Raw genomic sequence first — 22,220 nt, forward strand, 5'->3', positions numbered from 1 at the left:
AGTTGATTTGCGCGCCGCTCAAGGCGTAGGAAGCGGATGTTCTTCGAACCAGGGGTACGGACCGCACGATGACGAACGCCAAACCTGCCGAGCACGGGTTCGATACCGACCGGCTGGCCGCGATCGATGCCTTCGTGAAGGCGCGCTACCTCGACACCGGCCTCTTGCCGCACGCACAACTGCTCGTCGCGCGCGAAGGCGCGGTCGTGCACCTGTCGTCGCAGGGTCCCGCGCGCGAGGGCGAGGACGCCGCCATCAACGATCGCTCGCTGTTCCGCATCGCGTCGATGACCAAGCCGGTCACCTCGGTCGCGTTCATGATGCTGGTGGAGGAAGGCCGTGTCGCGCTCGACACGCCCGTCCACCACGTACTGCCCGAGTTGAAGAACGTCGGCGTCTATGCGGGTGGCGGCGCGGGCGTGCCGTTCGCGACCAAGGCGACGGACGAGCCGATGCGGATGGTCGACCTGCTGCGGCACACCGCCGGGTTCACCTACGGGTTCCAGAACCGCTCCAACATCGATGCTGCGCACCGCGAGCTGAAGCTGGAGAGCTGGCACGGCGGCCACGACCTCGACGGTTTCGTCGCCGAATTGGGCAAGCTGCCGCTCGAATTCTCGCCGGGCACGCAGTGGAACTACTCGGTCGCGACCGACGTGCTCGGCGCCGTCGTGCAGCGCGTGTCGGGCATGTCGCTCGATCGCTTCTTCGGGACACGCATCTTCCAGCCGCTCGGCATGCACGACACCTTCTTCGCGGTGCCGGAGGACAAGATCGACCGGCTGACCGACTGCTATGCCTTCGTGCCTGGGCAAGGTCGGCAGATGTACGACCGCGGCGCGGCCAGCGCGTGGAGCCGGATACCGCGGCTGGTCTCGGGCGGCGGGGGGCTCGTTTCGACCGCGCTCGACTATCACCGGTTCTGCGCCATGTGCCTGAACGGCGGCGTGCTGGAGGGCACCCGCATCCTCGGGCGCAAGACGATCGAGCTGATGACGATCAACCACCTGCCCGGCAAGGCGGACCTGTCGGTGATGTCGAAGTCGCTGTTCAGCGAAACGCAGAATGCAGGCACCGGGTTCGGGCTCGGCTTCGCAGTGACGATCGATGTCGCGCGCTCAATGATGCCGGGCAGCGTCGGCGAATATTACTGGGGCGGGATGTTCTCGACCGCGTTCTTCATCGATCCGGTCGAGCGCATCAACATGGTCTTCATGACGCAGCTGAGCCCGTCGAGCCTGTATCCGATCCGGCGCGAGTTAAAGACGATGATCTACGCCGCGCTGACCTAATCCCCCTTTCACGCCGCGGCGACGCGGCCCTTCCCTTTTTTTCGGAGTATCGCCTTCCATGACTTCGCCTGCGCAGAACCCCGTCCGCACCGAACGCCACGGCGACGTGCTCGTCATCATCTCCGACTCACCGCCCGTCAACGCGCTCGGCGCTGCGGTGCGCAACGGGTTGGAGGCGGCCGTTAAGGAAGGTGTCGTAGACGCCTCGATCACTGCGATGGTGCTGCGCTGCGACGGACGCACCTTCTTCGCGGGCGCCGACATCACCGAGTTCGGCAAGCCGATGCAGGGGATCGGCCTGCACGAGGTGATCGACATGATCGACGCCAGCAGCAAGCCGATCGTCGCCGCAATCCACGGCACTGCGCTCGGCGGTGGGTGCGAGGTCGCACTCGCGTGCCAGTACCGCGTCGCGGTGTCCTCCGCCAAGGTCGGCCTGCCCGAGGTCAAGCTCGGCCTGTTGCCGGGTGCGGGCGGCACGCAGCGGCTGCCGCGCCTCGTCGGCGTCAAGGCGGCGCTGGAGATGATCGCGCTCGGCGATCCCGTGTCGGCGAAGAAAGCCGCGGAGATCGGGCTGGTCGACAAGGTCGTGGGCGAGGACAATCTGGAAGCCGACGCGATCGCCTTCGCACGCGAGGTCGCAAACAAGCGCCCGATCCCGCGCGTGCGCGACCGCGAGGTGGCCCCCGACCCTGAAGCCGTCGAGGCGTTCAAGAAGGCCAACGGCCGCAAGATGCGCGGCTTCGACGCGCCCGCCGCGTGCGTCGCCTGCGTCGTCGCCGCGACCGAGAAGCCGTTCGACGAGGGAATGCAGTTCGAGCGCGAGCAGTTCCTGCGCCTGATGACGGGCACGCAATCCGCCGCGCAACGCCACATCTTTTTCGCCGAGCGTCAGGCCGCGAAGATCGACGGCATCGCGCCCGATATCGCGTTGCGCCCGATCAACCGCGTCGGCGTGATCGGCGCGGGCACGATGGGCGGCGGGATCAGCATGAACTTCCTGTCGGCCGGGATCGCGGTGACGATCGTCGAGATGCAGCAGGACGCGCTCGACCGCGGTACGGGCGTGATGCGCAAGAATTACGAGGCGTCGGCGGCGAAGGGCCGGATCAAGCCGGACGCGCCCGAACAGGCGATGGGGCTGCTGAAACCCACGCTCAACCTCGAGGATCTCGCCGACTGCGACCTCATCATCGAGGCGGTGTACGAGAACATGGAGGTCAAGAAGGAGATTTTCGGCAAGCTCGACAAAATCGCCAAGCCCGGCGCGATCCTGGCCTCGAACACCAGCTACCTCGACGTGGACGAGATCGCGGCATCGACCAGCCGACCGCAAGACGTGCTCGGCATGCACTTCTTCTCGCCCGCCAATGTCATGAAGCTGCTCGAGATCGTGCGTGGCGAAAAGACCGCGGACGATGTGCTCGCAACCGCGATGGCGCTGGCGAAGAAGATCAGAAAGGTCGCGGTGGTCGCCGGCGTCACGCACGGCTTCATCGGCAACCGCATGCTGATGCCGCGCCAGGTCGAGGCGAACAAGCTGCTGATGGAGGGCGCGACGCCGGAGCAGATCGACCGCGTCCACACCGAATTCGGCATGCCGATGGGACCGTTCCAGATGAGCGATCTCGCCGGCGTCGACATCGGCTGGCACCGCGATCCCAACCGGATCGAGAGCATCCGCGACGCGCTCGCCGCCGAAGGGCGCTGGGGGCAGAAGAAGCAGGCGGGCTATTACGACTACGACGAGAAGCGTAATGCCACCCCCTCCCCGCGCGTCGCTGAGATCATCGAGGATTTCCGCAGTCGCTCGAACATGCCCAAGCGCGAGATCACCGATCAGGAGATCGTCGAGCGCACGCTCTACCCGATGGTCAACGAGGGCGCGCTGATCCTTGAGGAAGGAAAGGCGCAGCGCGCGTCCGACGTCGATGTGGTGTGGATCTACGGCTACGGCTGGCCGGTGTATCGCGGCGGCCCGATGTTCTGGGCGCAGAGCGAAGGCTATGACAAGGTCGTCGCGGGGCTGGAGAAGCACGGCTTCAAGGTCGCGGATACGCTCAAGGCCGGTACGATCAAGTGATGGTGGCGGCGCATCATGCCCCCTCTACCCATCGGGCAGAGGGCTAGTGGCTCACGAACGCTCCGCCCTCGCCACCGCCGCCGCAATCCGCACGCGCGAGACCACCGCGCTTGCCGAGACCGATGCCGCGATCGCGCGGATCGAGGCACGCGACGGTGCGCTGAACGCGGTCGTCGTGCGCGACTTCGACCGAGCACGCGCTGCCGCCGCCGCGCTTGACGGGCGAATCGCCGACGGCTTCGACGCGCCATTGCTCGGCGTGCCGATGACGATCAAGGAGAGCTTCGACGTCGTCGGTTTGCCGACGACGTTCGGCTTTGAGGAACATCGCGACTTCATTCCTGCCGCCGACGCGGTCGCGGTGAAGCGATTGAAGGCGGCGGGCGCGATCCTGCTCGGCAAGACCAACGTGCCGCCCGCGCTCTCCGACCTGCAATCGAACAATCCGGTCTACGGCCGCACGCTGAACGCCGTGAACCCCGACCGCAGCGCCGGGGGATCGTCGGGCGGCTCGGCGGTCGCACTCGCCAGCGGGATGGTGCCGCTCGAATTCGGCTCCGACATCGGCGGCTCGATCCGCGTGCCGGCCGCCTTCAACGGCGTGTGGGGGCACAAGCCGACCTGGGGCGTGCTGCCGACCGATGGCCATTTCCATCCCGGCACAGACAGCGCGCGCAGCGTTCTGTCCGTCATCGGCCCACTCGCTCGGCACCCCGACGATCTCGATACCGCGCTCGACGTGGTGGCCGACCACCCGCTCAAGCCTTCGTCCGTGCGAAACGCCGCTGATCTGCACATCCTGCTGCTGACCAGCCACCCGCTCGCGACCGCGCAGGACGCGATCGTTCAGGCGCTCGAAATGCTCGGCACGGTGCTGGAGCATGGCGGCGCGCATGTAGACCGCACCAGCGACGTGTTACCCGACCTCGCGCGGCAGCACGACACCTATTGGAACATGCTCAACATCGCGATGTCGCGGCGCGGTCCGCCCGATAGCCGCCCACCCGTGTCGGTCGATACCTGGCTGCACCTCCACGACGAGCAGGCGCGGCTGCAACGCCAGTGGCGGCGACTATTCGAGAATTACGACGCGGTGATCGCGCCGACCCTCGGCACCACCGCCTTCCCGCACGACGACACCCCGCTTGCCGAGCGCCGCCTCGACGTGGACGGCGCCGACACGCAATTCTTTCACCAGTTCGCCTGGGCCGGCCTCGCCACGCTGCCGATGCTGCCCGCCACCAGCTTGCCCCTAGAGCACGACGGCGACGGCCTGCCGATCGGCGCGCAAGTGATCGCAGACCTTTACGCCGACCATCACGCCATCGCGGTCGCGCGCGTCGCGCACGACCTCGTCAGGAGCCGTATATGACCGATCTCGACACGTTCCGCACGGAGACACGCGCCTGGCTGGAGGAGAACTGCCCGCCCGAAATGCGCGAGCCCATACGCTCGGACAAGGACACTGCCTGGGGCGGCCGCGACCAGAGCGACATGACGCCGGCGCAAAAGGCGTGGATGGACCGCATGGGCGCGCGCGGCTGGACCGTCCCCGACTGGCCAAAGGAATATGGCGGCGGCGGGCTGTCGGCGGCGGAGACCAAGGTGCTGCGCGAGGAAATGGCCCGCATCCGCGCGCGCAATCCGCTCTACTCCTTCGGCATCTCGATGCTCGGGCCGGCACTGCTCAAATACGGCACCGAGGAACAGAAGAAGCGTTTCCTGCCCGAGATCGCGCGTGGCGAGATCCGCTGGTGCCAGGGCTATTCCGAGCCCAATGCCGGGTCCGATCTCGCCAGCCTCGCGACCAGCGCGGAGGACAAGGGCGACCATTTCCTCGTCAACGGACAAAAGGTATGGACCAGCTACGCCGACAAGGCCGACTGGATCTTCTGCCTGGTCCGCACCGACAAGACGACGAAGCAGGGCGGGATCAGCTTCGTGCTGTTCGACATGCGCACGCCGGGCGTCTCGACCAAGCCGATCCTGCTGATCAGCGGCTACTCGCCCTTCTGCGAGACGTTCTTCGACAATGTCGAGGTGCCGAAGGAAAACCTGGTCGGCGAACTCAACCGCGGCTGGGACGTCGCCAAATACCTGCTCGGGCACGAGCGCGAGATGATCTCAGGGATGGGGCTCGGCGCCGGTGGCAAGAACCCGCTGATCGAGGGCGCGCTGGCGACGATCGGGCTCGACCATGACGGCCGCCTCGCCGACCCGTTGCTGCGCGCGCAGATCGCGTTGTTCGAGGTACGCGCCCGTGCCTTCACCGCGCAGAGCGAGCGCTTCATCGACGAGTTGAAGGCCGGCCGCGCGCACCCCGCGCAGCCGAGCATGATGAAATATTACGGCACCGAGCTGAACAAGAGTCGCCACGAGCTGATGATGGCAGCGGGCGGCTCCGACGAGCTCGAATGGGAGAGCGAGGCGAGCCGCGGCGGGCACCACGCCCGCGCGTGGCTGCGTACCAAGGCGAACTCGATCGAGGGCGGGACGAGCGAGATCCAGCTCAACATCATCGCCAAGCGCATCCTGGAACTACCGGGCGCGTAACCAACGACCTCTCCCCCTGCGGGGAGGGTCGAAGGACGGGTCACCCCATCCGACAACATCAATTTGGGCCGGAGTGCGAGGCTACCCCTCACTCCGGCCCTCTCCCCACCGGGGAGAGGGAGTAGATCAATGCCGCTTTTCCTGAATGACGAACAGACGATGCTGCGCGACACCGCGAAGGATTTCGTCGCCGAACATGCCCCCGTCAGCCACATGCGCGCACTTCGCGACGGGGATGACAAGACCGGATTCAGCCGCCACCTGTGGAAGCAGTTCGCCGAGATGGGCTTCACCGGCATGCTGATCGGTGAGGACCAGAGTGGGCTCGGGCTTGGCCATATCGAGGCGGGCGTGGTGCTTGAGGAGATCGGGCGCAACCTGTCGCCGTCGCCCTTCCTCTCGACCGCGGTGGCGGCGGTCGAAGCGCTCAAAGGCAGCGCGCAGGCCGAACGCTGGTTCCCCGGCATCATCGCGGGCGACACGGTCGTCGGCCTCGCAATCGACGAGGGCGCAAAGCACCGCCACGCCGTCGGCATGAAGGCCGAGCGCTCGGGCAACGGGTTCAGGCTGACCGGTGCCAAGCAGTTCGTGACGCACGGCCACGTCGCCGACCTGCTGATCGTCGCCGCGCGCACCGCAGGCTCGGCCGAGGACGAACAGGGCGTGACGCTGTTCGCGGTGCCTGGGGACGCCGCGAACCTTTCGGCGAATCCGGAGCGGCTGACCGACGCGAGCCTCGCCGCACGTATTCAGTTCGACGGGGTGGAAGTCGACGCCGACGCGGTGATCGGCGAGGTTGACGCGGGCCGCGACCCGCTCGGCCGGCTGCTGCGCGCGGGCCGCACCGGTGCAGCGGCGGAAATGCTGGGCGTCGGCGGCGGTGCGATGGACATGACGCTCGGCTACCTCAAGGAACGCAAGCAGTTCGGCACGCTGATCGGCAGCTACCAGGCGCTTCAGCACCGCGCAGCGCACCTGTACGCGGAAATGGAGGTCGCGCGCGCCGCGGTGTTGAAGGCGCAGCAATTGCTCGATCTGGGCGACCACCACGCTGACGCCGCCGTCTCGGTCGCCAAGGCGATGACCGGCATCGCCACCACCCTGGCGGTGCAGGAGGGCGTGCAGATGCACGGTGGCATTGGTATGACCGACGAGTACGACATCGGCTTCTACATGAAGCGGGGTCGCGTGCTGGCCGAGATGTTCGGCGACGCCAACTTCCACGCCGACCAACTCGCGCGCGCATCAGGCTACTGACGCGCCCCACGAAACGACTTGCCCGCGCAGGCCGGGTGCGCTTGTTGGGTCCGATTATCTGAGTGAGACGATGACCGACCAAGCGCCCCCTCCCCCGACCGAACTCGCCGCCGATCTGGTGGACCTGCTCGACGTCGAGGAAATCGACACCGACCTCTACCGCGGGCGTCGCTCGCGCGGCGGGGTCGGGCGCGTGTTCGGCGGACAGGTGATCGCGCAGGCGTTGCAGGCAGCGCAGCGCTCGACCGACGCGCCCAAGACCGCGCACTCGCTTCATGCCTATTTCATGCGCGCCGGCGACGAACGGCATCCCATCATCTACCGCGTCGTACGCGATTTCGAAGGACGCAGCTTCGCCACCCGCCGCGTCATCGCGATGCAGCGCGGGCAGCCGATCCTCAACATGGCCGCCTCGTTCCAGCTGCCGGAGGAAGGCTACCACCATCAGGCCCAGATGCCCGACGTGCCCGGGCCCGAGACGCTGGAGAGCGAGGCAGTGATCCGCGCGCGCGAGAGCGTCCATGTCGACGAACGCTTCCGCGCCAATCTGACCCGCCCGCGCCCGATCGAGATACGCCCCGTCTACCCGCGCAAATGGTTCAAGCCGCAGCCGACCGACCCGGTGCAGCACAGCTGGTTCCGCATCTGCTCGCCCATTGGCGACGACGCCGCGGTCCACCGCGCGGTGCTCGCCTATGCCAGCGACATGGCGCTGCTCGGCACCTCGATGCTGCCGCACGGGATCAACTGGACTTCCCCCGGCTTGCAGAGCGCGAGCCTCGACCATGCGCTATGGCTGCACGAACCTTTTCGCGCCGACGAATGGCTGCTCTACGCCTGCGACAGCACCTGGGCAGGCCACGCGCGCGGATTCAACCGTGGGCAGATCTTCGCGCAGGATGGGCGGCTGGTCGCCAGCGTCGCGCAGGAAGGGCTGATCCGCATGCGCGAGCCGAAGCCAAGCAGCGACTGACGCTCAGTCGCGCGTGCGGACGATCTCGCACCCGACGGTCGCGTCGGGGTAGATGTCGAGCTTGGTGGAGCGCACGCGCACCTCGCGGACACGCTGGTCGGACAGGCAGAGCGCCGCCACCGCCTCGACCAGCGTTTCCTGCAACGCGAAGCCCGGCCCCGCCGCCAGCGCGTGCACCCCGTCGCGCACGAAGTCGTAGTCGAGGACTTCCTCGATCCGGTCCGCACTCGGCGCGGCTGCATAGCGGACATGGAGGTGCACCGACAGCCGCACGCGCTGCGGCGTCGCCTCATGCGGGTGGATGCCTAGCCGCATCGCCACGTCCAAATCGTCGAGGATCACCGCATAATCAGGCATCGCCGCCCTCGAACATCACGTCGCTGTCGCGCGCGAGGAAACGCTGGCCCGCGTCGACGAACAGGGTCTGCCCGGTCGTGCTCTGCGCGCCGAGCAGGAAGAGCACCGCCTCCGCAACCCGCCGCGCACCGACCGGATGCTGCAACAGGTTGCGGCTGGCGACCTTCTCGAACTCGGCGTCGCTCTGGTCGCCGCTCGGCAGCGTCAGGCCGGGCGCGACCGCATTGACGCGCACCCGCGGCGCGAACGCCTGCGCCAGCATCGTCGTCGCCCCCTCAAGCGCGTATTTGCTCAGCGTGTAGGAGAAGAAGTCGGGGTTCGGATTGGCGAGCTTCTGATCGAGCAGATTCACCACCGTGCCCTCGCGTCCCTGCGCCGCCAGTGCCGCGGTCAGTGTCGCAGGCGCCAGACAGTTGACCGCATACAATCGCGCGGCAAGCACCGGATCGATCGCGTTCGCCGCGTCATACTCGAACACCGATGCGCTGTTGACCAGCCCGTCGATCGGCCCCGCTCCCGCGGCGCGCGCGAACAGGTCAGGCAGCGCCGCCGTGTCCGTCAGATCGCCGCCGACCGCGCTGCCACCAAGCTCGTCTGCCAACGCCTCCGCCTCCGCCCGCGAACTGCCGTAATGGATCACCACCTCGTGACCCGCACCTGCGACAGCGCGCGCGATGGCGGCACCCAGCCGCTTCGCCCCGCCTGTGACGAGAACCCTCAACCCAGCCCCATCAGTGCGAGCACTTCCTTGCGGCTGCGCTCGTCGTCGCGGAACACGCCCATCATCCGGCTCGTCACCATCGCGACCCCCGGCGTGCGCACGCCGCGCGCGGTCATGCAGGCGTGGCTCGCCTCGATCACCACCGCGACGCCTTGCGGATGGAGCCCGTTCCAGATGCAGTCGGCGACCTCGGCGGTCAGCCGCTCCTGCACCTGCAAACGCCGCGCGAAGCCGTGCAGCACGCGCGCCAGCTTGGAGATGCCGACGACGTGGTCCTTGGGTAGGTAGGCGATGTGCGCGCGCCCGATGATCGGCGCCATATGGTGTTCGCAATGCGACTGGAAAGGAATGTCCTTCAGCAGCACGATCTCGTCATAGCCGCCGACCTCCTCGAACACGCGCGCCAGATGGACGCCTGGATCCTCGCCGTACCCGCTGCAATATTCCTTCCACGCCCGCGCCACGCGCCTAGGCGTATCGACCAAGCCCTCTCGCGCGGGATCGTCGCCGGCCCATTCGATCAGCGTGCGGATCGCCGCTGCCACATGGTCTGGGACGGGCAGCTTGCCGTCGGGTGCCACCAGGTCGCCGTCCTCCGGCTCGCCACTCTCGATCGTCGTCATCTCGGTCAAACGTCCTTCCGGCACGTCTCGTAGCAGAAAGCCCGCGTCATTCGACAACTGTCTCTTTTCGGCCACGTTCGGGCGCCGCGTAACATGCAGCAATAATTTCGTTTGACGACGCTCGATTTTCGGCGCTTCCTCCATACCGGTTCATCGAAACGCCGTCACATCGCCATAGAGCGGGGACGGTTCCCAGGAGGGGATGCCATGAAGAAGTTCCACCTGCTCGCCGCGTCGGCGCTCGCGCTCGTGACCTCGTTTCCCGCCCATGCGCAGACCGGAGCGACCACCTCATCGCAGAATACCGCACCAACGAACGGTCCGGGACAGGAGGCACCCTCCTCCACCCCGACCGACACGCAGCCAAGCAGCCAGACCAGCACCACCAATCAGGGTTACGGCCCCGACATCGTCGTCACCGCGCAACGCCAGTCGCAGCGGTTGCAGGACGTGCCGATCGCGGTGACCGCCTTCACCGCCGACAATCTGGAAAAGCAGCAGATCGTCAACCCGGTCGCGCTGCAGCAATCGCTGCCCAACATCACCTTCACCAAGACGAACTTCACCTCGTCCAGCTTCACGATCCGCGGCGTCGGCGACCTGTGCACCGGCACGACCTGCGACAGCGCGACCGCGATTCACGTCAACGACATGCCGCTGCTCGCCACCCGCCTGTTCGAGAGCGAATTCTTCGACCTCGAACGCGTCGAGGTGCTGCGCGGCCCGCAGGGCACGCTGTTCGGCCGCAACGCGACCTCGGGCGTGGTCAATTTCATCACCGCGAAACCCGACCTGTCGGGCATCCACGCCGCAGGCGAGTTCGAGTACGGCAATTACGATTCGAAGCGCGTCCGCGCGATGTTGAACCTGCCGTTCTCCGACACGCTCGGCATCCGAGTCGCGGGCACCTACCTCAACCGCGACGGCTACACGTATAACGAATATACCGGCAACCGCATCGACGGGCGCGACCTCTACTCGGTTCGCGGCACGCTGTCGTGGGAGCCGAGCCCCGACACCCGCGTCGACCTGATCGCTTATTATTTCCACGAGAAGGACGACCGTAGCCGTATCCAGAAACAGCTGTGCAATCGCGACGCGACCGGCATTCTAGGCTGCGCGCCCGATCGGCTGGCGAACGGGATCACCAACGGCAATTCGTCGCTCGCCTCGATCTTCACCAGCCGCGAGTTCCTGGCCGTATCGGGTGCCGGCGCGCTCGCGCCTTTCGCGCTCGGCAGCGTGTACCAGACGCCCGACGCCTTCTCCGGCGCGACCAACCCGACCGACGTCCGCCGCGTCAGCATCGATGCCGAGCCGACCTATTTCGCCGAGGAACAGCAATATACCGCCAAGATCTTTCACGATTTCGGGAAGGTCAGCTTCAACTTCACCGGCGGCTATATGGAGAACAAGGTCGATTCGACGACCGATTATACGCTGGCGGTCGAGAACAGCTATGCGAACAATGCCGGGCTCAACCTGCTCAATCTGATCGGCCGCCCGGGCGCACCCGGTGCGGTGCTGAACGGCGTGCGCCAAACGCTGATTCCCAACGGCCCCGCTACCTTGTGCCAATCGCTGCCCGACGCCAACAACTCGGGCGTCTACGGCGGCGCGGGCGTGTGCGCCGCCACCGCGCTCGACGTCGACCGTTCCTACAACAAGGCACGGCAATATAGCGCAGAGGCGCACATCGACAGCAAGTTCGACGGCATGTTCAACTTCCTGCTCGGCGGCATCTATTTCGACAGCAAGCAGAGCAACGATTATTACGTCAGCGCTTTCGGGCTTGATTATGCCTCGGGCCTGATCGGGGCGGGCCGGTCGGGGGGCACTTCGTTTGCGGCGACGCCTTATTACCGCAACAGCACGCCGCTGTTCCGCCTGAAAAGCTACGGCATCTTCGGCGAGACCTACTTCGAGTTCAACGACCGCGCCAAGCTGACGCTGGGCCTGCGCTACAATCACGACGACAAGTTCGTCCGCGCGCGCACCTCGCTGCTGGTCGACAACGCCGTGCCGGGCCTGCCCGTGCTGGTTCCCATCGGTACGACCAGCGCCTTCCCGACCATGGACGGCGGCCAGTACGATTACGACGCCACCCGCGCCGGAGTGCAGCCCTATGCGGAGGATAGCGTCAACTTCTCACGCGTGACGGGTCGTGCGGTGTTCGACTACAAGATCACGCCCGACAATCTGCTCTACGCATCCTATTCGCGCGGCTACAAGTCGGGCGGCATCAACCCGCCGCTGTCGCCGGTCTTCTCGGTCCCGACCGCCTTCGCGCCGGAAAGCGTCGACGCCTATGAAATCGGGTCGAAGAACACGTTCGGCGGCGGTGCCTTTCGTCTCAATCTGACCGGCTTCTACTACAAGTACAAGAACCTGCAGCTGTCGCGCATCGTCGCGCGTACCTCGGTCAACGACAACGTCAACGCCGACATCTACGGCGTCGAGGCCGAGGCGGTGATCAGCCCGATCCCGCGCTTCGTCGTCAACGCGAACGCCAGCTACCTGAAGACCAAGGTCGCCGACGATCGCTTCCTCGCCAACCCGCGCGATCCGTCCGGCGGGCGCTCCGACGCGGTCATCATCAAGGACATCACCACCGCGGCGAACTGCGCGGTGGTGCCGACGACCGCGGGCAACGCGGCGGGCGCGAACGCTTTCGTCAACACGATCAACCGCGGGATCGGCGCGTCCTTCGGCAACGCCAACCTGCTGCAAGGCACGGTGGCGGTGCCCGGCACCAACACCACCGGCGCGTTCAGCATCTGCTCCGCGCTCACCGCGCAGGCGGCGGCGGTCGGCGCAGCGTTCGGCGGCATCCAGGTGCTCGGCTCGGGCGTTGAGACGAACATTCGCGGCAACCAGCTGCCCAATGCGCCGACCTACAAATGGTCGATCGGCGCGCAATACACGATCGACTTCGCCGACAGCGGCTTCACGCTCGTGCCGCGCGTCGACCTCAACTACACCGGCAATGCCTGGGGCACGGTCTTCAACAAGAACCCGATCGATCGCCTGCCCGGCTACGAGGTCGTCAACGCGCAGATCCAGCTGAACGCGCCTGACGATCGCTTCTACGTCCGCGGCTTCGTCTCCAATCTGACCAAGAACAACGCGACAACCGGCCTCTACGTCACCGATCAGTCATCGGGCCTGTACACCAACATCTTCACGATCGAGCCGCGTCGCTACGGCGTCGCCGCCGGATTCAAGTTCTGACCCTCACACGGGCTGCGCGTCCCGATGTCGGACGCGCCGCCTGCGCAACCTTTGCCGCCGCCGCCGATTGATCGCGCACTGATCTAAATCAAAGGAGAAGGCATATGGCAAAGGATTTGCACAAGGGTGACGAGGTGACGTGGAAGTCGCACGGCGGCGAGGCGCACGGCACGGTCGAGAAGAAGCAGACCAGCGACACCAAGATCAAGAGCCACACGGTCAAGGCATCGAAGGACGATCCGCAATACATCGTCAAGACCGACAGCGGCGCAAAGGCTGCGCACAAGCCCGAGGCACTGAAGAAAGCCTGAACATACGATCGGGTCATCCGGCTGCGCACGGCCACGTCGTGGCAGCCGAGCGACCCGATGTCATCCGCCGGTCGGCGCGAGCGCACCGGCCTCTCTCATGCGGATTGATTAACCCGCGCTCGCGCGATACGCAGCAGCGGCGCCCCCGTAGCTCAGCCGGATAGAGCGACGGTTTCCTAAACCGCAGGCCGTGAGTTCGAATCTCGCCGGGGGCACCAGCTTCACAAGCTTGGTTGCGCAAGTGCGGTCCAACCAGCAACGTAGCGACAAGGTGCTGTTTGGGAGCACCCCACGCACGTCGTCCCGGCTACGCTACCTATGGCAGCATCATCTCTTCGCGCGGCGCAAATATATGATTGTGCCGTCGTAACTTGTCCGAGCCCAGATTAACCACTTGCCGACTTCCAAGTCTTGTAAATATCAGCAGATAGAAACAGAACCGTTGCTGACGTATATCCCAGTAGGGAGGACGGAATGACAGCGAAGAATACAGCCGTTCTCGTGCCTTGCCGTATCAATGTGGATGCATTGTGGGACAATGCCTGCATTCACGACATTGGCAGCAAAACGATCATCATCTCCTCACCGATGTCGTTGAAAACCGGCAAGTATCTGCAAATACGGCGGGGAACGCTGACGATTATCGGCCGGGTGACATGGGTGCGCAGCGGTCGTGTTGGGGTCGCGACTCAGGATCCCGTCGACGTGCACGCGTTGATCAACGAAGCACGATTGCTGCATCGTCCGACAGAGACTGGCACGGGTGACCGACGCCACCACGCGCGCTCCGCGCAAGCCGCCCGCTCGACCCCGCCGCGCTCACCCGCCGAACAGGCGGAACGCAGCCGCCGGATCGCGTCTCTGCTGCAATATGCAGCGATCACGCTCGCAACCGGCGGCGGCGCCTATATGCTGGCATCACAGCTTTATCTTGTGCTGACGGTGCCGTTCAGCCACATCTCAACCGCGCTCGGCGGCTGATCCCAGTTATCGCCTGCGCGGCACCATCCTACACTCCAAGAGCACCCACGGTGCTGCATCGCGCACCCGCACGATCCTCAGCCGCGCTTCTCCACCCGATCAAACCACGCGCCAAGCTTCCCGTGCGACCACGCCAGCGCCTGATAGAAACCAAGCGCCGCCTTGGCGGGCCGTAGGTACAGCGCGTGCCAGCCCGTCCGGCGCCCAAGCCAGAACAAGCGATGGCTCCACCACGCGACTACCGCGCGCGTGCGATAGACCAACCGTCGCCGGCGCGTCAGCGTGCCCGTACCCGGCGCGACGCGCTTCACCGGCCGCACGCCGCGTCGCCACCAGGTCAGCCGATAGGCGAGCCCTTCGCGACGATGTCGGAACCCTGCCGCCTGCGTGCCGACGATATAGTCTGCATCCACCTCGGTGAGCGCCAGCCGCCCGTCCGCTACCGCCTCCGCAACCATCGCCGCCAGTTCGGGCGAGCGCACCACCGCGACGTTGCTGCCGCGCCCATCGGAGGAATATGGCTCGACCCAGGCATCGCCAAACGCGATGTCCGCGGTTTCCGCGACCACATCGTCGCACATGTTGCAGGCCGAATTCTGGAAGAACCCCGCGCCCCAGTCGCCATCCGCCAGGTGCCACCAATCCTGCGCCCGTGCACTCCCATCGGCGAGCGTGAGGTGCGCTCGGTACCAGTTCGCCGGCCGCCCTTCGTCCTTGATGCGGTAATCGACGCCGCGCACCTGATCGATGGCCGTATCCAGCTGCCAGGCGAAGCTCTCGACCAGCCGCGCGCTCTTCATATGGCCGCAGAACAGCCCCAGCATGTGCGTCACGCGTTCGGCGATCACCGGATCGCTGCGGCGGAGCAGCTGGATGGCCTTGATGAAGCACGGCACCCCGACCACGGCGTAGCGGCCCGGCGTCGCCCGGATCGCGCGGATCACTTCGGTGAGGTCGATCGGATAGTAGCGCGACTTCGCACCCTCGGCGATCTCCGCACGGGTGCGCGACAGGCGGTAACGGAAGAAGCGCGCATCCTCACCGACCGGATCGGTCGCGACTACATGCGCCACGGCATCGACGCGGCCGGTGCGCAGCAGCTCGTTCGCGACCCAGCTGACCATCCCGCCCGAGCTGCCGTCACTTCGGAACGTGTCCTTCGCCACATGCCCGACCCAGGCATGCTCGTAGCGGCCGATCCGCCCGTCGACATGCGGCGCATCCGGCAGGCGCTCGGCCGCGATCACATCCTCGTTCGCGGCGGTCGGCGAGAACGGGCAGCGTGCAGCAAAGGTCGTCGTCGGCGCGGCGTACCAGTTCGCCGGCCCCTCGGGCTTTAACTGCCCGAACGCATCCCACGCCATACCCGCGCCCGGCTGATCCGCCGCGCAGCCGCCGCAGCCGACGCACAGCCCCGATCGCACGATGTCGCGCGGCGCAAGCGCGGGCGCCTCACCCAAGCGCGGAGTCCAGAAACGCGCCCGATTGTACCCGCAGCGCGTCGATCGCATCGCCGATGCGGGCCGCAGGCGGCGTCCCCAGCAATCGGTCGAACACCCCCGCGTCGCTGTCAGCCGTCACGACATGCTCGCGCGCGTCCAGCGCGTTGGTCAGGTCGCGCACCTTGTTGAAGCGATATTCGCTCGGCGATGTCACGAACGGCTTGTTGCCCGTCAGCGCGAAAACGCAGCCGTGGAAGAAATTGGTCACCACCGCGCTTGCCCCGGCCATCAGACTCGCGAATTCGATCGGGCCCGCCTCGATCAGGTGCCGTTCAACCCAGTCATTGCGATAGCCGACGCTGACCAGCTCGACGCCGCTGCGCTTGCTCCACGCCGTCACCTGCACCTGCAACCAATCGGGGAAGATATGGCCGTAGACCAACGCATAGCGCCGCTCGGCCACGGTCGGCGCAACGCGCGCGACATCCGGGAATTGCAGGCACGGGTCGAGCACCATCGCCGGCTCCTCGCCCAACGCCTCGATCACCAGCCGCCGCGCATTCTCGTCGCGCACCGAGATCGCGGTGAACCGCGCCAGACGCGCGACCCACTCGGGCGCGATCCCGTCAACGGCATCATGGTTGCCGAAGCTCGCGGCGTAGGAGACGAGCCGCGGCGCGCCAACGCCTTCCCCGAAGAAGATCGGTTTGCCACCGTACCAGGGATGGCGGAAATTCCACACCTCGTCGCTGCCGACCACGACCGCGTCAAACCCTTCCAACGCCTCGGGTTGGTCGAGCCGGAAGCGCTCGCTCTGCGGCAGCGCGTCGAACGCGGCGAGGAACTTGCGTCCCTTCGCCTTGTAGCGCGGCAAGTCGTCAGCCCGAGAACGTAGCGGCAGGCTCGGCTGGAACGCGCAACGCCACTCGGCACGCGCCACGTCGTCGTCGTGATGGTCGAGCAGCACCGCATCATGCCCGCGCCCGCGCAGTCCCTCCACCAGACAGCGTGCCTGCCAGTAGGAACCGTAATTGATACAACGATGAAAGGTGAGAACGCCGACGCGCAAGGGAGAAGCCATTGCCGCCCTCATGACAGCAACGCCGACCCGTTCCAACCGACCCGGTGTTGATGTGGATCAATTTTTCTCCCGCGTTGCTCAACCCTTGACCGTCAGCCATTCCTCTTCCGGCGCGCGGGCGGAGCGGGTCAGGTTGGCGGGATCGTCGGGGTCCTCATAGCCGATCGCGACACCGCAGAAGAGCATCCGCTCCGCCGGTGTCGTGAGAAACGCCTCGACGGTCTGCGGGAACATCGCCCAGCATTCCTGCGGGCAGGTCGCAAGCCCCTGCTCGACTGCGAGCAGCATCAGATTCTGCAGGTACATGCCCAGGTCCGACCATTGCGGCGGCCCCATCCGCCGATCGACCGTGACGAAATAGGCCGCGGGCGCGCCGAAGAACTGGAAATTGCGCGCGAACCAGATCGCACGCGCGCGCTTGTCCTCGCGCGGAATGCCGAGCCGACCGTACATCTCCTCGCCGATCGCGAAGGTGCGGGCGCGGTACAGGTCGTCCATTTCCTTGGGATAGACGTCATAGCCCGGCGTCTCGCGCTCGCGTCGCTCGGTCTTTCCCGCCATGACCTGCTTGAGCGATCGCATCGACTCGCCATGCACGATATCGACGTGCCACGGCTGGATGTTGCCCCCGGTCGCCGCACGCGCCGCCTTGACCGCCAGATCCTTGAGCGTTGCCACGTCGATCGCACGATCGAGGAAGCCGCGCACCGATCGACGCGCCGCGACTGCCTGTGTCACATCCATCTCGCCCGCTCCACTCTTGCCGTCCGCCTGAATTTGCGCGATCAAGCCCAAGATAACAACTGTTATGGAGAAGGAAGTGGCCGAGGCATATATCGTCGACGCGGTTCGCACCGCAGGCGGGCGGCGCGGCGGGAAGCTGGCGGGCGTCCACCCGGTCGATCTCGCCGCCTACGTGCTCGACGCCTTGGTCGAGCGAAGCGGCATACCGCCTGAGGCGGTCGACGACGTCGTTATGGGTTGCGTCAGCCAGGGCGGCGAGCAGGCCGGACAGGTCGGCCGCAATGCGGTGCTCGCGTCGAAGAAGCTGCCGCAATCGACACCGGCGGTGACGATCGACCGGCAGTGCGGTTCGTCGCAGCAGGCGATCCAGTTCGCCGCGCAGGCGGTAATGTCGGGCACGCAGGACGTCGTGATCGCAGCAGGCGTCGAGAGCATGACGCGCGTGCCGATGGGCTCGACCTACAAGCTGTTCGACGAGGCCGGGATGGGCAACAACAAGTCGCCCGGGCTTGAGGAGAAATACCCCGGCGTCCGCTTCAGCCAGTTCACCGGCGCGGAGATGATGGCGAAGAAGTACGGTTTCACGCGCGAGGACACCGACGCCTTCTCGCTCCGCTCGCACCAGAAAGCGGTCGCTGCAGCCGACGCCGGGCGCTTCAACGACGAGATCGTGCCGGTCGACATCGACACGCCCGAGGGCAGCGCCGCGCACCGGGCCGACGAAGGCATTCGCCGCGACGCCAGCGCGGAGAGCATGGCCGGGGTCAAGCTATTATCGGACGGCGGCGTGCTGACCGCGGCTTCCGCCAGCCAGATCTGCGACGGCGCGTCGGCGGTGCTGATCGCCAGCGCCGAAGCGGTCGAGAAATACGGGCTCAAACCGCTTGCGCGCATCGTCAACTTGACCGTGACCGCGGGCGATCCCGTCGTGATGCTTGAGGAACCGCTGTTCGCCACCGACAAGGCGTTGTCGCGCGCCGGGCTGAGCATCGCCGACATCGATCTGTACGAGGTGAACGAGGCATTCGCGCCGGTGCCGATGGCGTGGCTCAAGCACACCGGCGCCGATCCTGACAAGCTCAACGTCAACGGCGGCGCGATCGCGCTCGGCCATCCGCTCGGCGCGTCGGGCACCAAGCTGATGGCGACGCTGGTGCACGAATTGAAGCGCCGCGGCGGCCGCTACGGCTTGCAGACGATGTGCGAAGGCGGCGGCGTCGCCAACGTCACCATTATCGAACGCGTCGACGCGGCCTGACCGGAAAGGGACATCATGAAACTCGACAACACCGTGTCCGCGGTCATCACCGGCGGTGCCTCGGGCCTGGGCGAAGCGACCGCGCGTGCGCTGGCGGCAAAGGGCGTCAAGGTCGCGCTGTTCGACCTGAACGAGACGAAAGGCGAGACAGTCGCGCACGAGCTCGGCGGCGTGTTCTGCAAGGTCAACGTGACCGACGAGGCATCGGTCGACGCCGGCTTCGAGCGCGCCCGCGCCGCGATCGGTCAGGAACGCATCCTCGTCAATTGCGCGGGTACCGGCAACGCGATCAAGACCGCCAGCCGGTCAAAGGAAGACGGCTCGATCAAGCACTTCCCGCTCGACGCATTCAACGCGATCATTCAGATCAACCTCGTCGGCACCTTCCGCTGTATTGCCAAGTCGGCGGCGGGGATGCTGTCGCTCGATCCGACCGCGGACGGCGATCGCGGCGTCATCATCAACACCGCCAGCGTCGCTGCCGAAGACGGGCAGATCGGGCAGGCGGCCTATTCGGCGTCGAAAGGCGGCGTCGTCGGCATGACGCTGCCGATCGCGCGCGACCTGATGGGCGAGGCGATCCGCGTCAACACGATCCTGCCCGGCATCTTCAACACGCCCCTCCTCGCCGCCGCGCCGCAGAACGTGAAGGAGGCGCTGTCCGCCTCCGTCCCCTTCCCCAAGCGGCTCGGCAACCCGCCCGAATATGCCAGCCTCGCATTGACGATGATCGAGAACGGTTATTTCAACGGCGAGGACGTGAGGCTGGACGGGGGTATACGAATGGCGCCGCGGTGAGCCGCAGCGCGGGACCGGCATAGGCATAGCCTAAGCCGCCCACGCGCAAGGCCGGCCGGCGGCTCGGCACCGCCGCCCCGTCCGACGACGCGGGATTAACTCCCGCGTCGGCCGCCCCGAAGTGATCCCGCGCGATAATCACTCGCCCGCTGCCCGCCGACTGCTCCCGACGCGAAATCGCCTAGGAAACGAGCCCCCACTCAAGGTCGAGCTGGCAGACGGGATCAGATCACCCCCCGCCCCATCCAGAAAGCCGCCATGCCCCGCCCCGCCGCCTACCGTCTCGACCTCGCCAGCTACCCCGTCCGCGAGACCGTCCCGACGCGCTACCAGGACCTTGACGCGATGGGGCACATCAACAACGTCGCGTTCGCGGCGCTGTTCGAAACCGCGCGGGTGCGCTTCAACTGGCAGCTCGGCCGCTTCAACCGCGACGACGGCTTTCACGCGGTCGTGGCGATGAACGCGGTCAACTATCTGGCGGAGGGCAGCTTCCCCGCCGATGTCGAGATCGCGACCGGCATCGGCCACATCGGGAACCGGTCCTGGGACATTTTGGCGGTCATGCACCAGCACGGCCGCGCGATCGCGACCTGCGACACCGTGCTCGTCATGACCGATCCGAAGGACGGCGGAATCCCCGACGACTTTCGCGCGGCGCTCGCGGGCAAGCTGATGAACGTCACCGCCGCCGATTGAGCCGACGTCAGTCCTCAAATACCGGCGCGCGCTTCTCCATGTTGGCACGCACCGCCTCGATCTGCTCAGGCTTGCGGATCAGCGCGAGCTGCTCCTCGCTCTCGGCCAGCAGGATCGCGGCCGCGTCCAGATCGGGCAGCGCATTGAAGATGCGCTTGGCCGCACGCACCGCCTTTGGACTACGCCCCGCGATCTCCCGCGCGATGCTCATCGCGCGGGCGTGCGGATCGTCGTCCAGATGCGTGACCAGCCCCCATGCCTGCGCCTCGCCCGCGCTGAACTCCCGGCTGGTGTAGACGAGCTCGCGCAGCACGTCGTCGCGTGCGGTGCCGCGCCACAGCACGAAGCCGCCCATGTCGGGGACCAGCCCCCAATAGGTCTCGCGGATCGCCATGCGTGTGGCGGGATGCGCGACGCGGATGTCGGCACCCGACAGCAACTGGAAACCGCCGCCCATCGCCACACCGTGGATCGCCGCGATCACCGGCACGCCCAGCTCGCGCCAGCCGGTGCAGACGTATTGGGGCGTGTTGGCGATCCCGTATGTCCGCTCGTCGAGCTTTAGCCCCGATCCGCCGCCTGCCATCGATGCCATGTCGAGCCCGGCGCAGAACGCGCGCCCGTCGCCCGACAGCACGACAGCGCGAAGGCCTTGCATCGTCTTCAATCGTTCAATTGCGTCGACCAGCGCGGCGAACATCGCGGGGTCGAGCGCGTTCATCTTGTCCGCGCGCGTCAGCCGTACGTCGGCGACGCCGTCCTCGAGCGTGATCGACACACGGCCGCTGCCGCTGACTTGATCGCTATCAACCACCGCGTCGCTCATGCCCGCCGCCTCTCCGTGTCTCGTTGCCAAGGGCTAGCGCACCGCAACCCGGCCCTGCAACCCGACCCCGCGTCCATAAGAGACGCACGTTGCCTCCCGCACTTGCCGGTGTAGGAGGTGCGGATGAAATGGGACCCTTCATCGATGACGCTTGACCAACTCGCCGCCACCCGGTTCGGCGGCCACGGCGGTCGGCTCGGCATCCGCTTTCACGCGCGCGCGGCGGACTGGATCGAGCTCGCGTTGCCCTATTCAAACGCATTAATCGGCGACGAAGCGAGCGGCGTGATCGCCTCGGGTCCGATCATCGCGATGATGGATATGGCGACCAGCTTCGCGATCTGGAACCGGATCAAGACCTTCGTGCCTCAGGCGACGCTCGACCTGCGGATCGATTACCTTCGCCCCGCGCGGCCCGGTCACACGGTGATCGGGCGTGCCGAGTGCCTGCGCGTCGCGCGCTCGATCGCCTTCACGCGCGGGATCGCGCACGACGGCGACCTGAACGATCCCGTCGCGCACGTCGCCGCCACCTTCATGATCCCGAGCGGGCAATATCCCCGCCTCTCCCCTACGCAGGTCGACGCGGAGCCACAGGCATGAGACTGCCGCCCTATGCCGCGCTGCTCGGCGCGGTGCTCGAACGCGCCGACGATGGCACGCCCGTCATGATGATGCCGTTCCACGACGGCGTGATCGGCCGCCCCGGCTTCCTGCAGGGCGGCGCAATCTCGGGCCTTCTCGAAGTCGCCGCGATCGTCGCGCTGCACCATGCGCTGGCGGAGGAGGGCAGCGGTCGGGTCAAGCCGATCAACGTCACGATCGACTTCATGCGCGGCGGTCGCGACCACGAGACGCGCGCGGCGGGCACGATCACGCGGCTGGGCACCCGCGTCGCCAATGTCGAGGCGTTTGCTTGGCAGGACGACCGTGCCCGTCCGATCGCGGCGGCGCGGATGAACTATCTGATCGAACGCGACTGACCTAGGA

The 22,220-nt window shown here is 66.5% G+C and carries 21 protein-coding genes and 1 tRNA gene; 15 read left to right on the plus strand and 7 right to left on the minus strand.

The features are described 5' to 3' along the window. Positions 1-68 precede the first annotated feature (68 nt). The 6 genes from SMN802W_RS0109355 (at position 69) to SMN802W_RS0109380 (ending at position 8,158) form a co-directional block, all read left to right on the plus strand. Positions 69-1,292: a serine hydrolase domain-containing protein gene (locus SMN802W_RS0109355; protein WP_019516644.1), complete on the plus strand. Its 1,224-nt coding sequence runs from the start codon at positions 69-71 to the stop codon at positions 1,290-1,292. Positions 1,293-1,350: 58 nt separating this feature from the next. Continuing rightward, positions 1,351-3,375: a 3-hydroxyacyl-CoA dehydrogenase NAD-binding domain-containing protein gene (locus tag SMN802W_RS0109360; RefSeq protein WP_019516645.1), complete on the plus strand. Its 2,025-nt coding sequence runs from the start codon at positions 1,351-1,353 to the stop codon at positions 3,373-3,375. A gap of 46 nt (positions 3,376-3,421) precedes the next feature. Next, positions 3,422-4,747, plus strand: coding sequence for an amidase family protein (locus tag SMN802W_RS0109365; protein WP_019516646.1), 1,326 nt, complete (start codon positions 3,422-3,424; stop codon positions 4,745-4,747). Then, positions 4,744-5,928 carry an acyl-CoA dehydrogenase family protein gene (locus tag SMN802W_RS0109370; RefSeq protein WP_019516647.1) on the plus strand — a complete coding sequence of 395 codons (1,185 nt, stop codon included), beginning with the start codon at positions 4,744-4,746 and terminating at the stop codon, positions 5,926-5,928. The genes SMN802W_RS0109365 and SMN802W_RS0109370 overlap by 4 nt, the downstream gene beginning before the upstream one ends. A gap of 129 nt (positions 5,929-6,057) precedes the next feature. Continuing rightward, positions 6,058-7,185 (plus strand): acyl-CoA dehydrogenase family protein, encoded by a 1,128-nt coding sequence (locus SMN802W_RS0109375; protein ID WP_019516648.1) that lies wholly within the window; start codon positions 6,058-6,060, stop codon positions 7,183-7,185. 70 nt (positions 7,186-7,255) lie between these two features. After that, positions 7,256-8,158, plus strand: a complete 903-nt coding sequence (locus SMN802W_RS0109380; protein ID WP_019516649.1) for an acyl-CoA thioesterase — start codon at positions 7,256-7,258, stop codon at positions 8,156-8,158. A 3-nt stretch (positions 8,159-8,161) separates the two neighbouring features. On the opposite strand, the gene SMN802W_RS0109385 is transcribed toward SMN802W_RS0109380, so the two are convergent. From SMN802W_RS0109385 to folE, 3 genes are read right to left on the minus strand one after another with little or no spacing between them, the layout of a single operon-like run. Continuing rightward, complete coding sequence (locus SMN802W_RS0109385; protein ID WP_019516650.1) at positions 8,162-8,515, minus strand: dihydroneopterin aldolase; 354 nt, start codon at positions 8,513-8,515, stop codon at positions 8,162-8,164. Next, entirely contained in the window at positions 8,508-9,236 is a 729-nt protein-coding gene (locus SMN802W_RS0109390; protein ID WP_019516651.1) for an SDR family oxidoreductase, read from the minus strand. Before SMN802W_RS0109390 ends, SMN802W_RS0109385 begins: the two co-directional genes overlap by 8 nt. After that, positions 9,233-9,859 carry a GTP cyclohydrolase I FolE gene (gene folE, locus SMN802W_RS0109395; RefSeq protein ID WP_026325953.1) on the minus strand — a complete coding sequence of 209 codons (627 nt, stop codon included), beginning with the start codon at positions 9,857-9,859 and terminating at the stop codon, positions 9,233-9,235. Before folE ends, SMN802W_RS0109390 begins: the two co-directional genes overlap by 4 nt. Positions 9,860-10,066: 207 nt before the next feature. On the opposite strand from folE, the gene SMN802W_RS0109400 reads away from it, so the two are divergent. From SMN802W_RS0109400 to SMN802W_RS17600, 4 genes are all read left to right on the plus strand, one after another. Continuing rightward, positions 10,067-13,090: a TonB-dependent receptor gene (locus tag SMN802W_RS0109400; RefSeq protein ID WP_019516653.1), complete on the plus strand. Its 3,024-nt coding sequence runs from the start codon at positions 10,067-10,069 to the stop codon at positions 13,088-13,090. 104 nt (positions 13,091-13,194) lie between these two features. Further along, entirely contained in the window at positions 13,195-13,401 is a 207-nt protein-coding gene (locus SMN802W_RS0109405; protein WP_019516654.1) for a DUF2945 domain-containing protein, read from the plus strand. Between the two features lie 141 nt (positions 13,402-13,542). Beyond that, positions 13,543-13,619: transfer RNA gene (locus SMN802W_RS0109410), tRNA-Arg, on the plus strand. Positions 13,620-13,875: 256 nt separating this feature from the next. Beyond that, positions 13,876-14,382, plus strand: coding sequence for a hypothetical protein (locus SMN802W_RS17600; RefSeq protein ID WP_156818807.1), 507 nt, complete (start codon positions 13,876-13,878; stop codon positions 14,380-14,382). Positions 14,383-14,459: 77 nt separating this feature from the next. On the opposite strand, the gene SMN802W_RS0109420 is transcribed toward SMN802W_RS17600, so the two are convergent. The 3 genes from SMN802W_RS0109420 to SMN802W_RS0109430 form a co-directional block, all read right to left on the minus strand. After that, the gene (locus tag SMN802W_RS0109420; RefSeq protein WP_019516656.1) at positions 14,460-15,842 is read right to left on the minus strand and encodes a Coenzyme F420 hydrogenase/dehydrogenase, beta subunit C-terminal domain; all 1,383 of its coding nucleotides are present in this window, start codon (positions 15,840-15,842) and stop codon (positions 14,460-14,462) included. Further along, positions 15,835-16,905 carry a polysaccharide pyruvyl transferase family protein gene (locus SMN802W_RS0109425; protein WP_238560169.1) on the minus strand — a complete coding sequence of 357 codons (1,071 nt, stop codon included), beginning with the start codon at positions 16,903-16,905 and terminating at the stop codon, positions 15,835-15,837. The genes SMN802W_RS0109420 and SMN802W_RS0109425 overlap by 8 nt, the downstream gene beginning before the upstream one ends. Before the next feature lie 78 nt (positions 16,906-16,983). Further along, positions 16,984-17,649, minus strand: a complete 666-nt coding sequence (locus SMN802W_RS0109430) for a nitroreductase (protein WP_026325955.1) — start codon at positions 17,647-17,649, stop codon at positions 16,984-16,986. A gap of 76 nt (positions 17,650-17,725) precedes the next feature. Between SMN802W_RS0109430 and SMN802W_RS0109435 the strand changes: the two genes are divergently transcribed. The 3 genes from SMN802W_RS0109435 to SMN802W_RS0109445 all read left to right on the plus strand — a co-directional run bounded on the left by SMN802W_RS0109435 (position 17,726) and on the right by SMN802W_RS0109445 (position 20,404). Continuing rightward, complete coding sequence (locus tag SMN802W_RS0109435) at positions 17,726-18,907, plus strand: acetyl-CoA C-acetyltransferase (protein WP_026325956.1); 1,182 nt, start codon at positions 17,726-17,728, stop codon at positions 18,905-18,907. Positions 18,908-18,922: 15 nt separating this feature from the next. Next, positions 18,923-19,705, plus strand: a complete 783-nt coding sequence (locus SMN802W_RS0109440; RefSeq protein ID WP_019516660.1) for an SDR family NAD(P)-dependent oxidoreductase — start codon at positions 18,923-18,925, stop codon at positions 19,703-19,705. A 258-nt stretch (positions 19,706-19,963) separates the two neighbouring features. Beyond that, a complete protein-coding gene (locus SMN802W_RS0109445) occupies positions 19,964-20,404 on the plus strand; it encodes an acyl-CoA thioesterase (protein WP_019516661.1) in 441 nt (146 codons plus the stop codon). Between the two features lie 7 nt (positions 20,405-20,411). Here SMN802W_RS0109445 and SMN802W_RS0109450 read toward each other — a convergent pair whose 3' ends face one another. After that, positions 20,412-21,230: a crotonase/enoyl-CoA hydratase family protein gene (locus tag SMN802W_RS0109450; RefSeq protein WP_019516662.1), complete on the minus strand. Its 819-nt coding sequence runs from the start codon at positions 21,228-21,230 to the stop codon at positions 20,412-20,414. Between the two features lie 123 nt (positions 21,231-21,353). Here SMN802W_RS0109450 and SMN802W_RS0109455 point away from each other — a divergent pair, with 123 nt between their 5' ends. Together SMN802W_RS0109455 and SMN802W_RS0109460 are read left to right on the plus strand one after the other, a co-directional pair. After that, positions 21,354-21,833 (plus strand): PaaI family thioesterase, encoded by a 480-nt coding sequence (locus tag SMN802W_RS0109455; protein WP_156818808.1) that lies wholly within the window; start codon positions 21,354-21,356, stop codon positions 21,831-21,833. Further along, entirely contained in the window at positions 21,830-22,213 is a 384-nt protein-coding gene (locus tag SMN802W_RS0109460; RefSeq protein WP_019516664.1) for a PaaI family thioesterase, read from the plus strand. The genes SMN802W_RS0109455 and SMN802W_RS0109460 overlap by 4 nt, the downstream gene beginning before the upstream one ends. Positions 22,214-22,220 lie beyond the last annotated feature (7 nt).

Source organism: Sphingomonas sp. Mn802worker, from assembly GCF_000382485.1.
Lineage (GTDB): Bacteria > Pseudomonadota > Alphaproteobacteria > Sphingomonadales > Sphingomonadaceae > Sphingomonas.